Source organism: Pseudomonas sp. GM41(2012) (assembly GCF_000282315.2).
In the GTDB taxonomy this organism is placed as follows: domain Bacteria; phylum Pseudomonadota; class Gammaproteobacteria; order Pseudomonadales; family Pseudomonadaceae; genus Aquipseudomonas.
In genome coordinates this window covers 154,709-167,771 of record NZ_AKJN02000012.1, presented here as the reverse complement: position 1 = coordinate 167,771, position 13,063 = coordinate 154,709, and the positions used below count along the sequence as shown (strand labels likewise).

9 protein-coding genes and 1 pseudogene are annotated in these 13,063 nt (G+C 61.1%); 9 read left to right on the top strand and 1 reads right to left on the bottom strand.

Annotated features, from left to right (window positions below):
- Positions 1 to 195 precede the first annotated feature (195 nt).
- The 5 genes and pseudogenes from gap to PMI27_RS00555 all read left to right on the top strand — a co-directional run bounded on the left by gap (position 196) and on the right by PMI27_RS00555 (position 5,849).
- Positions 196 to 1,197: a type I glyceraldehyde-3-phosphate dehydrogenase gene (gene gap, locus PMI27_RS00540; RefSeq protein WP_008155846.1), complete on the top strand. Its 1,002-nt coding sequence runs from the start codon at positions 196 to 198 to the stop codon at positions 1,195 to 1,197.
- Positions 1,198 to 1,357: 160 nt separating this feature from the next.
- A complete protein-coding gene (locus PMI27_RS00545; protein ID WP_008155845.1) occupies positions 1,358 to 1,822 on the top strand; it encodes a methylglyoxal synthase in 465 nt (154 codons plus the stop codon).
- A 338-nt stretch (positions 1,823 to 2,160) separates the two neighbouring features.
- A pseudogene (locus PMI27_RS32605) lies at positions 2,161 to 3,441 on the top strand (PDC sensor domain-containing protein); the annotation flags it as partial.
- Between the two features lie 102 nt (positions 3,442 to 3,543).
- Entirely contained in the window at positions 3,544 to 4,299 is a 756-nt protein-coding gene (locus PMI27_RS32600) for a methyl-accepting chemotaxis protein (protein ID WP_443200792.1), read from the top strand.
- Between the two features lie 206 nt (positions 4,300 to 4,505).
- A complete protein-coding gene (locus PMI27_RS00555; RefSeq protein ID WP_008155841.1) occupies positions 4,506 to 5,849 on the top strand; it encodes a CoA transferase in 1,344 nt (447 codons plus the stop codon).
- 187 nt (positions 5,850 to 6,036) lie between these two features.
- On the opposite strand, the gene PMI27_RS00560 is transcribed toward PMI27_RS00555, so the two are convergent.
- The gene (locus PMI27_RS00560; RefSeq protein ID WP_008155840.1) at positions 6,037 to 6,900 is read right to left on the bottom strand and encodes a DNA-3-methyladenine glycosylase family protein; all 864 of its coding nucleotides are present in this window, start codon (positions 6,898 to 6,900) and stop codon (positions 6,037 to 6,039) included.
- A 179-nt stretch (positions 6,901 to 7,079) separates the two neighbouring features.
- Here PMI27_RS00560 and PMI27_RS00565 point away from each other — a divergent pair, with 179 nt between their 5' ends.
- From PMI27_RS00565 to gcvP, 4 genes are all read left to right on the top strand, one after another.
- Positions 7,080 to 7,445, top strand: coding sequence for a DUF5064 family protein (locus PMI27_RS00565; RefSeq protein ID WP_008155838.1), 366 nt, complete (start codon positions 7,080 to 7,082; stop codon positions 7,443 to 7,445).
- Between the two features lie 278 nt (positions 7,446 to 7,723).
- The gene (locus PMI27_RS00570) at positions 7,724 to 9,232 is read left to right on the top strand and encodes a sigma-54-dependent transcriptional regulator (protein ID WP_008155836.1); all 1,509 of its coding nucleotides are present in this window, start codon (positions 7,724 to 7,726) and stop codon (positions 9,230 to 9,232) included.
- A 473-nt stretch (positions 9,233 to 9,705) separates the two neighbouring features.
- A complete protein-coding gene (gene gcvH / locus PMI27_RS00575) occupies positions 9,706 to 10,089 on the top strand; it encodes a glycine cleavage system protein GcvH (protein WP_008027813.1) in 384 nt (127 codons plus the stop codon).
- An 11-nt stretch (positions 10,090 to 10,100) separates the two neighbouring features.
- The gene (gene gcvP, locus PMI27_RS00580; RefSeq protein WP_024164609.1) at positions 10,101 to 12,953 is read left to right on the top strand and encodes an aminomethyl-transferring glycine dehydrogenase; all 2,853 of its coding nucleotides are present in this window, start codon (positions 10,101 to 10,103) and stop codon (positions 12,951 to 12,953) included.
- Positions 12,954 to 13,063 lie beyond the last annotated feature (110 nt).

The following is a 13,063-nucleotide window of genomic DNA, read 5'->3' as shown; positions in this document are numbered from 1 at the left end:
TGGCGACCTGATTGTCTATGCTGAACAAGAGCCGTTGTCGATGGGATGACAGACGGTTTTCTTGTTCGGTCGGACCAGTTGATTCAGGTCACTCGTTGTAGATTGAACAAAATATTGCCATTAAAAAGGCTTGTTTTCTATTTTTATGCGAATAATCTTGTAATTCCAACAACAAAACGACGGCGGCCCAGTTAAATGACTCTTCGAATCGCAATCAATGGTTTTGGCCGAATTGGCCGTAACGTTCTGCGCGCACTGTATACCCAAGGTTATCGCCAGGATCTGCAGATCGTTGCCATCAATGACCTGGGCGACAGCGCGATGAACGCTCATCTGCTCAAGTACGACACTGTTCACGGCACGTTCGATGCCGATGTCCAGCATGATATGGAAAGCCTGACCGTCAACGGTGACCGTATTTCTGTCAGCGCCATTCGCAACCCGGCCGAGCTGCCGTGGGCTGCCGAGCAGATCGACGTCGTATTCGAATGCACCGGTTTGTTCACCGACCGCGCCAAAGCCGCCGCGCATATTACGGCCGGCGCACGCAAAGTGATCATCTCCGCCCCGGCCAAAGGTGCCGACGCCACGGTGGTTTATGGCGTTAACCACGACATTCTGCGCCAATCGCACCAGATCATTTCCAATGCTTCGTGCACCACCAACTGCCTGGCCCCGGTGGCCCAGGTGTTGCACCGCGAGCTGGGAATCGAAAGCGGCCTGATGACCACTATTCACGCCTACACCAACGATCAGCACCTGACCGACGTCTATCATGTCGATCCGTATCGTGCGCGTTCGGCCACCCAGAACATGATCCCGAGCAAAACCGGCGCGGCTGAAGCGGTCGGTCTGGTGCTGCCGGAACTGGCGGGCAAACTGACCGGCATGTCAGTACGCGTGCCGGTAATCAACGTGTCGCTGGTGGACCTGACAGTGCAACTCAAGCGCGAAGCGTCGGCTGATGAAGTGAACGCGCTGCTGAAAGAAGCCAGCCAGCATTCGAAGATTCTCGGTTACAACACCCTGCCGCTGGTCTCCAGCGACTTCAACCACAACCCGCTGTCGTCGATCTTTGACGCCAACCACACCAAGTCCAGCGGCAAGCTGCTCAAGGTGCTGGCCTGGTACGACAACGAATGGGGCTTCTCCAACCGCATGCTCGATAACTGCCTGGCGCTGTGCAACGCAGAGTAAGCGAAGCTTACGAGTAGGAGCTGCCGCAGGCTGCGATCTTTTGATCTCGATTTTCAGCGATCCCGAAAAGATCAAGATCAAAAGATCGCAGCCTGCGGCAGCTCCTACAGGTATTCGCGTGGCGCCCTATGCCAACGCATTACGCCTTGGAGCAGCACCGATGATTGGTATCAGCTTTACGCAAAAGACCATGGCAGCGCGCAAGCGTATTGCCTTGGTCGCCCATGACCACTGCAAAGTGTTTTTGCTGGACTGGGCCGAGCGGCAGAAAGACAGGCTCGCACAGCATGAACTGGTCGCCACCGGCACCACCGGGTTGTTGTTGCAACAACGCCTGGATTTGCCTGTGGAGAGCATGATCAGCGGTCCATTGGGCGGCGACCAGCAACTCGGTGCGCGAATCGCCGAGCAGCGGGTCGACATGCTGGTGTTCTTCTGGGACCCGTTCGAACCACAGCCGCACGACCCGGACATCAAGGCGTTATTGCGCGTCGCGGCGGTCTGGAACATTCCCGTCGCCTGCAACGAATGCAGCGCCGACTACCTGCTCAGCAGCCCGATGATGGAGCAGGCGCACGAACATCGGATCCCCGATTACGCGACCTATCTGCTGGGCCGCGCCTAACGCTTCACCCTGCTGCCGGAACCGGCTTACGCCAGCACCCCGTAACTTGCCTGACTCAATACGCCCTCCTGTGGGCGCTTGTTCCTGCAGGAGGACTTGCCGATCAAGCCTCCTGCCCCACCCTGCCGCGCGGCCGGAATCGTTGCCGACAATTTCCTGAATTTCTGTCCTTTTCAGGGCATTTTCCTGCGCAAACGTTCACCTGTTACCGTTCGTCGGCTTCGCGTTCATGCAACCCCTGCCCACGCCGATGAGCATTAAATGGCGCTGAATGGACTTGGCGAATTGGGTCGATCCCGACTCACAGCCAACACCTCATCCATTCGCGAGCTCGTCCTATGTTCGACTCTCTCTCCATCCGCCTGAAAATCGTCCTGCTGTCCGGCCTGTGCCTGCTGGGCGTGGTCGTCCTGATCGTCGGCATGAACATCTACCAGACCGATCAGAACGATGAACTGGTCAGCGCCTCCAGCAGCAAGATGCTCACCGCCAGCGTGCAGAACCTGCTCCAGGCCAAGGCCGCCGAACAAGCGGTGCGGGTGCAGAAGACCTTCGGTGAAAGCCTGCTGGTGGTGACCGCCCTGGCCGATCAGATCAAGGACATGCGCAACATGGCGAGCACGCGCTCCCTTGACGCTGGCGCCCTGCGCGAAGAGTTGAACCAGAGCCTGAAAACCGCCTTCGAACGCAACAGCAAAGTGCTCGGCATCTGGCTGGCATTCGAACCCAATGGCCTCGACGGCAAGGACAGCGAGTTCGCCAACGATGCCGCTCGCCAATCCAACGAAGCCGGTCGTTTCGCCAGCTACTGGAGCCGTGCCGGCGGTGTCGGCATCAACACGATCATGGTCGAAGACGACATGACCAAAACCACCTTGAGCCTCAGCGGCACGCCCTATAACAGCTGGTACACCTGCCCTCGCGACAGCAAGCGCACCTGCCTGCTCGACCCGTATGCCGACACCGTCGCTGGCAAGGAAATGCTGATGACCACCATTTCCGTACCGCTGCTGGTGGATGGCAAGCCCATCGGCGTGGTCGGTGTGGACATCGCCCTCGACGCGCTGCAAGCGGCGGCTGTCGACTCCCAACGCGATCTGTTCAACAGCGCCGGGCACATGCTGATCGTCTCCGGCAGCGGCGTACTCGCCGGTTACAGCGTGGACGCCAGCAAGGTCGGTAAAAGCATCGGCGACACCCTGGGCGCAGACGGCAAGGACGTTTTGCAATTGCTCAGCGCTGGCACGCCGAAGATTCTCGAACAGGGCGACCTGATCCGAGCGGTGTACCCGGTCAGTCCGATTGCCGAGTCCAAAGCCTGGGGCGTGGTGATCGACTTGCCGAAACAAGTATTGCTGGCCGACTCGGTCAAGTTGCAAGCCGTACTCGATGACGCCCAGCAAAGCGGCACGATCAAAGCCGTTTTGGTGGCGGTGATTGCCGGCCTGGTCGGACTGTTGCTGATCTGGCTCACGGCGTCCGGCGTGACCCGGCCGATCAACAGCGTGGCCGAGATGCTCAAGGCGATTGCCAGCGGCGACGGCGACCTGACGCAGCGTCTGCACTACAGCAAGAAAGACGAACTGGGCGAACTGGTGAGCTGGTTCAACCGCTTCCTCGACAAACTGCAACCGACCATCGCGCAGATCAAACAAAGCATCACCGATGCGCGCGGCACCGCCGACCAGTCTTCGGAAATTGCCCGTCAGACCAGCGAGGGCATGCAAGTGCAGTTCCGCGAAATCGACCAGGTCGCCACCGCGTCCAACGAAATGAGCGCCACCGCCCACGACGTCGCCAACAGTGCCTCGAACGCGGCTAACGCGGCGAAGGGTGCCGACCAGTCGGCCCGCGACGGCATGCAGATCATCGAACGCAGCACCCGCGACATCAATCAACTGGCCAACGAAGTCAGCAAGGCCGTGACCGAAGTCGAAGCGTTGGCGGTCAACAGCGAGCAGATCGGCTCGGTGCTGGAGGTGATCCGCAGCATCGCCGAACAAACCAACCTGCTGGCGCTCAACGCGGCGATTGAAGCGGCGCGTGCCGGTGAGAGCGGTCGCGGGTTTGCAGTGGTCGCCGATGAAGTGCGCAACCTGGCCAAACGCACCCAGGATTCGGTGGAGGAAATCCGAATTGTCATCGAGCGCATCCAGACCGGCACTCGCGGCGTGGTGGCCACGATGCATTCGAGTCAGACCCAGGCTCACAGCAACGCCGGGCAGATCCAGCAAGCGGTGCAGGCCTTGAGCAAAATCAGCGACGCGGTGACGGTCATCAGCGACATGAACCTGCAAATCGCCAGCGCCGCCGAACAGCAAAGCGCCGTGGCCGAAGAGGTCAACCGCAACGTCTCGGCGATCCGCACCGTCACCGAAACCCTGACCGGCCAGGCCACCGAATCGGCGCAAATCAGCAGCCACCTCAACTCGTTGACCTCGCACCAGATGAAATTGATGGATCAGTTTCGGGTGTAACCCAACGTCCATGACCGCAGCAAGTCCCCTGTGGGAGTGAGCCTGCTCGCGATAGCGGTATGACAGGTAACATTGAAGTTGACTGACACTCCGCTATCGCGAGCAGGCTCGCTCCCACAGGGATTGTGTTCAGCTGGCCTCATCGTTTTCATCTGACAGAGCCGTTTTTTGATCTATGCTCGGGCTCTCGTTCCGGAGGGCCTTCGATGACTGATTTACTCACGTCCATTCAAGCCGAACTCGGCTTGCCTCACACCCAGGTCAAGCTCACCTCGAGCGGCGCCTTGCCCTCGGCGTTTGCCGTCACCGACCTGGCGTGCGCCAGCATTGCCGCTGCCGGCCAGGCTGTCAGCCAATGGCTGCAGCAACAAACCGGTCGCCTACCCACCCTTGAGGTCGACCGCCGCTTGGCCTCTTTCTGGTTCGCCACGTCGATCCGCCCGGTAGGCTGGAGCATCCCGCCGCTGTGGGATCCGGTCGCCGGTGACTACGCCACACAGGATGGCTGGATCCGCCTGCACACCAACGCCCCCCATCACCGCGCCGCTGCCGAAAAAGTGCTCGGCGACTGTGCCGACCGTGCAGCGATGGCGAGCAAGGTTGCTCAATGGACCAAAGGCGATCTGGAGCAAGCCGTGGTCGATGCCGGTGGCTGCGCCGCCGAGATGCGTAGCTGGGCGCAATGGCAGGCGCACCCCCAAGGTCAGGCGGTGAACGCCGAGCCGCTGATTCAGTTGGCTGACAACAGCCGCCAGAGCGCGAAACCGTGGCAAGGCTCGGTGGCGCAACCGCTGGCCGGGATCAAGGTGCTGGATTTGACTCGAGTGCTCGCCGGCCCCATCGCCAGCCGTTTCCTGGCAGGCCTCGGCGCCGACGTTTTGCGGATCGACCCACCGACCTGGAACGAACCGGGCGTGGTGCCGGAAGTCACCCTGGGTAAACGCTGCGCGCACCTGGACCTGCACGACAAGACTGATCGCGCAGTGTTCGAAAGCCTGCTCAAGGACGCCGACATTCTGCTCCACGGCTACCGTGCCGATGCACTGGAACGCCTGGGTTACGGCGCCGCCGAACGCCAGAAGCTGGCGCCCGGCCTGATCGACGTCAGCCTCAATGCCTACGGCTGGAGCGGCCCGTGGCAGAACCGCCGGGGCTTCGACAGCCTGGTACAAATGAGCAGCGGGATCGCCGATGCCGGCATGCAGTGGAAACGCGCGGACAAGCCAACACCATTGCCCTTGCAAGCGCTCGATCACGCCACCGGGTATTTGATGGCGGCCAGTGCGATTCGATTGTTGGGGCGCGGTGGCTCGGCACGGTTGTCGTTGGCGCGTACGGCGAAGTTGTTGATTGAAAACGGCCCGGGAACCGATGAGCCGTTGCGGGCGGAGGATCACAACGATCAAGGACTGTTGGTGGAGCAGACGCCTTGGGGACCGGCGCATCGACTTCATGTGCCGCTGAAGATTACGGGGACGCCGTTGCAGTGGGCACGTGCGGCTTCGGAATTGGGCTCCCATCGCGCGCAGTGGATCCACCCCTCCCCCTAACCCTCCCGAAACGTCGGACCGCCCCAGGGGGTAGAGGGGACTGACCGACGTTTTCTTGGAGGTACATCGACCTGAGAAATCAAGTCGAACTCAGGTTTGAAAAGCATGAAGATCGGCTCCCTTTCCCCTCTCCCCCGTGGGGAGAGGGCTGGGGTGAGGGGTCGATTTCAAGCTGATCACATCCCCATCAATCACCTCGACTTAAAGAAGTCCAAAGCACCTGCGCCGCATAGCCTCGATAAGGTCGCCAGGCTTCAGCTCGTTGCAACAATTGCCGAGCCGTCACCGCCTCACCTTCAAGCGCCGCCAGCGCATTGATCAACCCCACATCCCCAATTGGGAACGCATCCGGATCGCGCAACTGCCGCAAGGCGATGTATTGCGCCGTCCAGTCACCAATCCCGTGCAACGCCAGCAGTCGCGTAACGCCGCCCTCCCGATCCGGCTCAAATAGTAATGGATCATCGAGCAACGCCTGAGCCACACCCGACAGCGTTCGACCACGGCTTTTCGGCATCCCCAACGTCGCCAAATCCACTAACGCCAAAGTGGCGGCCTGAGGAAACACATGGGTCACGCCGGGCAACGACGAAGCCAACGGCTCGCCATACTGCGCCACCAGTTTCCCCGCCAGTTTGATCGCCGCGCCCACGCTAATCTGCTGCCCCAACACCGCACGAATCGCCAACTCCAGGCCATCCCACGCCCCCGGCACCCGCAACCCCGGACGCTCGGCAATCAGCCGCGCCATCAAGGGATCAACCGCCAGCTGCCGATGAATCGTTGCCAGCTCCGCATCCAGATCAAACATCCGCCGCAGCCGAGCGATGATCTCTGGCACCGCCGCTGAATCAGGAAAATCCAGCGTCAACTCAAGTGCATTCGCCACCGCAGGCGTGATCGAAAACGTGCCATGAACACCGTTCAACCCGATGCTGCGCGAGTAAACGCCATCGACCACGACCTCGATCCCGACGATCGCCCGCGCCGACAAAAAACCCAGCATCGCCGACCAGTCATAGGGCGGTGCGTACTCCAGCAGCACCTTCATAACGCCTCCGATTCACGCTGACCAGGATGAACCCGGTTCGCCCGACAGACTGGAAAAGCCGCGTCGATAGGTCCACTCTCGGACACGGCGACACCCGGATAAGCTATCAATAAAAGAAACTCCGAGGGCAGGCCTGAGGCCTGCCTTGATTCAATGGCTTTTTGAAGGAGAGACGCTAAATGGCAACGTTCGAGCCCGGTCACCTGCACATCGAGCGCTACGCGCTGAACAAGGATGATTACAGTTACAACCTGCACATCGAATATGCCATCCGCCAGGATCCCAAGGAAGGCGAAGGCATGCTCTTCAAGATGCATGGTTCGGTTGGGGAAAAGGCATTGCAGGAAGAATTCTTCCTGCCCAAGGACCAGGCCTTCGACTTCGCCCGACATGCCACGCGCATCGCGCAGAAGTACGGGATGCCCAAAGAGGCCAGTATCGGCTCGATACACAAGGAGTACGACGCCATGTTTGAAGATGTGCGGGCGCAGCTCCACGTCAAATCCGGCGACCCGATAAAACCTGAGCATCTGGATCGAATCTGAAGACTCCCCCTCACCCTAACCCTCCCGAAACGTCGGACCGCCCCGAGGGGCGAGGGGACTGACCGAGTTGCTCTTTCGAGTTACATCGACCTGAAAGTCCAACTTGAACTCAGGCTTTGAAAGCGACAAATATCTGCCCCCTTTCCCCCTCTCCCCACTGGGGAGAGGGCTGGGGTGAGGGGTGACTTTTGAATCCACCATAAATCTCAAGATTTCACCCCAGCCCTCCTCCAAGGCATACTTGCCACCCTCCGCACTCCAGAACCCAAAAACGCCCCATGCGTATCCACGTCAGCTTCATCGACCGCGTCGGCATTACCCAGGAAGTCCTGGCCCTGCTCGGTGGGCGCAATCTCAACCTGGATGCGGTGGAAATGGTTCCGCCCAACGTCTACATCGACGCCCCGACCCTGAGCCCGGAAGTCCTCGAAGAACTGCGCGATGCGCTGTTCAGTGTGCGCGGCGTGCAAGCGGTGACGGTGGTCGACATTCTTCCCGGTCAGCGCCGGCACCTGCAGCTTGATGCATTGCTCGCGGCCATGACCGACCCGGTCTTGGCGCTGGACAGTGCCGGCAAGGTGTTGCTGGCCAACCCGGCACTGATTGCGTTGTACGGTCGCGAGCCTGACGGCGAAAGCATCGCCGACCTGTTCGCCGACCCGGCACTGCTCGAAGCCCTGCTGGAAAACGGCTTCCGCCTGCCACTGCGGGAAGTCACCGTCAACGGCCAGACGTTGCTGCTGGACGCCACACCGATTACCGACGCCGGCGCGCTGCTGACCCTGTATCAACCCAACCGTATCGGCGAACGCCTGTCGGCGCTGCACCACGACCATGCCGAAGGTTTCGATGCGCTGCTCGGTGAATCCCCGGCGATTCGCACCCTCAAGGCTCGTGCCCAGCGCGTTGCGGCCCTCGATGCGCCGTTGCTGATCCAGGGCGAAACCGGCACCGGCAAAGAACTGGTGGCGCGTGCCTGCCACGCCATCAGCGCCCGGTACAGTTCGCCATTTTTGGCGCTGAACTGCGCGGCATTGCCGGAGAACCTCGCCGAAAGCGAACTGTTCGGCTACGCCCCCGGCGCTTTCACCGGCGCGCAACGGGGTGGCAAACCCGGGCTGATGGAACTGGCCAACCAAGGCACGGTGTTTCTCGATGAGATCGGCGAGATGTCGCCGTACTTGCAGGCAAAATTGCTGCGCTTCTTGAACGACGGCAGTTTCCGCCGGGTGGGCGGGGATCGTGAGGTAAAGGTCAATGTGCGGATCCTCAGCGCGACGCACCGCGATCTGGAAAAAATGGTCAGCGAAGGTTCGTTCCGTGAAGACCTGTTCTATCGCCTCAACGTCCTCAACGTCGAAGTCCCGCCCCTGCGCGAACGCGGCCAGGACATCCTGCTGCTGGCCCGCTACTTCATGCAGCAGGCCTGCGCGCAGATCCAGCGCCCGGTCTGTCGCCTGGCGCCCGGCACCTATCCGGCATTGCTGGGCAATCGCTGGCCGGGCAACGTGCGGCAATTGCAGAACGTGATCTTCCGCGCCGCTGCGATTTGCGAAAGCAGCCTGGTCGACATTGGCGACCTCGATATCGCCGGCACCTCCGTGGCCCGTCAGAGCGACAGCGACGTCGACAGCCTCGAACAGGCGATGGAAGAGTTCGAGAAGACCCTGCTGGAAAAACTCTACGTCAGCTACCCCTCGACCCGCCAACTGGCCAGCCGCTTGCAAACCTCCCACACCGCGATTGCCCATCGGTTGCGCAAGTACGGCATTCCCAATAAGCCGTAAATCTCGCGGCTAAAACACAATCCACCTAACACCATAGAACCCTTGTAGGAGCCGAGCTTGCTCCGGGCGGCGTTCCGACGATGGCGGTGTATCAGTCGAAATCAATAGTGACTGACATACCGCCATCGCGAGCAAGCTCAGCTCCTACAGGGTTCTGTGTTGAACGTTAAACAATGTTTAAAAGCGACCTCCATCTGTACTGAAAGCGCTACAGTGGAATGATATCGCTACACCCTCTCCCGAACACCGCTGTGCAAGGCTTTGATCCACTTAGGCTTTTTTCTTCGCCTCGGCCTGTAGCGATTTCGCTACAGCCAGCAAATCGCCGCGCCTCGAACAAACACATAACTTATTGATTTTTAACAATAAAAAAACATTGGCCGCGTTTTTGCTTAGTAACCATCCATAAAGTACGGCATTGCCGAGTATTCAATCGCGTCCACCAGACGAGTCTGGCCCCCTTAGGAGTTTCCATGAGCGAGTTGCGTTTTACTGAAGATCACGAATGGCTGCGTACCGAAGCTGACGGCAGCGTCACAGTCGGCATCACCGCTTTCGCACAGAATGCCCTGGGCGACGTGGTTTTCGTACAACTGCCTGAGCTGCAGTCCTACGACAAAGGCGCTGAAGCCGCCACCGTGGAATCGGTAAAAGCTGCCAGCGGCGTGTACATGCCACTGGACGGTGAAGTGCTGGAAGTGAACCCGGCGCTGGACAGCAGCCCTGAACTGGTCAACGAAGATCCGCTGGGCGAAGGCTGGTTCTTCCGCTTCCAGCCAACCGATGCATCGGCTGTCGCCAAACTGCTGGATCAAGACGCTTACGACCGTCTGATCAAAGCCAACGCCGAAGCCTGAGGAGCGCTGACATGACTCAAGTAAGCCTGACCACTGCCAACGAATTCATCGCCCGCCACATCGGCCCGCGTACCGGCGACGAGCAAGCCATGCTCAACAGCCTCGGTTTCGACTCGCTGGAAGCCCTGAGCGCCAGCGTCATTCCCGACAGCATCAAGGGCACCAGCGTCCTCGGCCTCGAAGACGGCCTCAGTGAAGCCGACGCCCTGGCCTTGATCAAGTCCATCGCCGGCAAAAACCAGCTGTTCAAGACCTTCATCGGCCAGGGCTACTACGGCACCCACACGCCGTCGCCGATCCTGCGCAACCTGCTGGAAAACCCGGCCTGGTACACCGCCTACACCCCGTACCAACCGGAAATTTCCCAGGGCCGTCTCGAAGCGCTGCTGAACTTCCAGACCCTGATCAGCGACCTCACCGGCCTGCCGATCGCCAACGCGTCCTTGCTCGACGAAGCCACCGCCGCCGCCGAAGCGATGACCTTCTGCAAACGCCTGAGCAAGAACAAGGGCAGCCACGCGTTCTTCGCCTCCGTGCATTGCCACCCGCAAACCCTCGACGTATTGCGCACCCGCGCCGAGCCGCTGGGCATCGACGTGGTCGTGGGCGACGAGCGTGAACTGAGCGACGTGACGCCATTCTTCGGCGCCCTGCTGCAATACCCGGCGAGCAACGGTGACGTGTTTGATTACCGCGAACTGACCGAACGCTTCCACGCCGCCAACGCGCTGGTGGCCGTGGCCGCCGACCTGCTGGCCCTGACCGTACTGACCCCACCGGGCGAATTCGGCGCCGACGTGGCCATCGGCAGCGCGCAACGCTTCGGCGTGCCGCTGGGCTTCGGTGGCCCGCACGCGGCGTATTTCTCCACCAAGGATGCGTTCAAGCGCGACATGCCGGGCCGTCTGGTCGGCGTCTCCGTCGACCGTTTCGGCAAGCCGGCCCTGCGCCTGGCGATGCAGACCCGCGAGCAACACATCCGCCGCGAGAAGGCCACCAGCAACATCTGCACCGCGCAAGTCTTGCTGGCCAACATCGCCAGCATGTACGCCGTGTACCACGGTCCGAAAGGCCTGACGCAGATCGCCAATCGCGTGCATCACCTGACCGCGATTCTGGCTAAAGGCTTGAGCGCATTGGGCCTGAAGGTCGAGCAGGAAAACTTCTTCGACACGTTGACGATCAAGACCGGCGCCCACACCGCCGCGTTGCACGAGAAGGCCCGTGCCCAGCAGATCAACCTGCGCGTGGTCGATGGCGAGCGTCTGGGCCTGTCCCTCGACGAAACCACGTCGCCAGCTGACGTAGAAACCCTGTGGGCCCTGCTGGCCGACGGCCAAACTCTGCCGGACTTCGCCGCCCTCGCCGCCTCCGTGCAAAGCACGATCCCGGCCGCGCTGCTGCGCCAGTCGCCGATCCTCAGCCACCCGGTGTTCAACCGCTACCACTCGGAAACCGAGCTGATGCGCTACCTGCGCAAACTGGCGGACAAGGACCTGGCCCTGGACCGCACCATGATCCCGCTGGGCTCGTGCACCATGAAACTCAACGCCGCCAGCGAAATGATCCCGGTGACCTGGGCCGAATTCGGCGCCCTGCACCCGTTCGCCCCGGCCGAGCAAAGTGCCGGCTACCAGCAACTGACCGACGAGCTGGAAGCGATGCTCTGCGCCGCCACCGGTTACGACGCGATCAGCCTGCAACCGAACGCCGGTTCGCAAGGTGAATACGCCGGCCTGCTGGCGATTCGTGCCTATCACCAGAGCCGTGGCGAAGACCGTCGCGACATCTGCCTGATCCCGTCCTCGGCCCACGGCACCAACCCGGCCACCGCCAACATGGCCGGCATGCGCGTGGTGGTCACCGCTTGCGATGCCCGCGGCAACGTCGACATCGAAGACCTGCGGGCCAAGGCCATCGAGCACCGCGAACACCTCGCCGCGCTGATGATCACCTACCCGTCGACCCACGGCGTGTTCGAAGAAGGCATCCGCGAAATCTGCGGCATCATTCACGACCACGGCGGCCAGGTGTACATCGACGGCGCCAACATGAACGCCATGGTCGGCCTCTGCGCGCCGGGCAAGTTCGGCGGCGACGTGTCGCACCTGAACCTGCACAAAACCTTCTGCATCCCGCACGGCGGTGGCGGTCCGGGCGTCGGTCCGATTGGCGTCAAGTCGCACCTGACGCCGTTCCTGCCGGGTCACGGCACCATGGAGCGTAAAGAAGGCGCGGTCTGCGCCGCACCGTTCGGCAGCGCGAGCATTTTGCCAATCACCTGGATGTACATTCGGATGATGGGCGGCGCCGGTCTGAAGCGCGCGTCGCAACTGGCGATCCTCAATGCCAACTACATTTCCCGTCGCCTCGAAGAGCATTACCCGGTGCTGTACACCGGCAGCAACGGCCTGGTGGCGCACGAATGCATCCTCGATTTGCGTCCGCTGAAAGACAGCAGCGGCATCAGCGTCGATGACGTCGCCAAGCGCCTGATCGACTTCGGTTTCCACGCCCCGACCATGTCGTTCCCGGTCGCCGGCACGCTGATGATCGAGCCGACCGAAAGCGAATCCAAAGAAGAACTGGACCGCTTCTGCGACGCCATGATCCGCATCCGCGAAGAAATCCGCGCGGTGGAAAACGGCACCCTGGACAAGGACGACAACCCGCTGAAAAACGCCCCGCACACCGCGGCGGAAATCGTCGGCGAGTGGACGCATCCGTACAGCCGTGAGCAAGCAGTGTATCCGGTTGCGTCGCTGATCGAAGGCAAGTACTGGCCACCGGTCGGTCGCGTCGACAACGTGTTCGGCGACCGCAACCTGATCTGCGCCTGCCCGTCGATCGAAAGCTACGCTTAAAACTGTGTGGGGCGGTTAATCCGCCCCACTCAAGAACACTGCAAGTCCCTGTAGGAGCAAAGCTTGCTCGCGATAGCCGTTACACGGTCTATCTGATGAACCGCGTCATC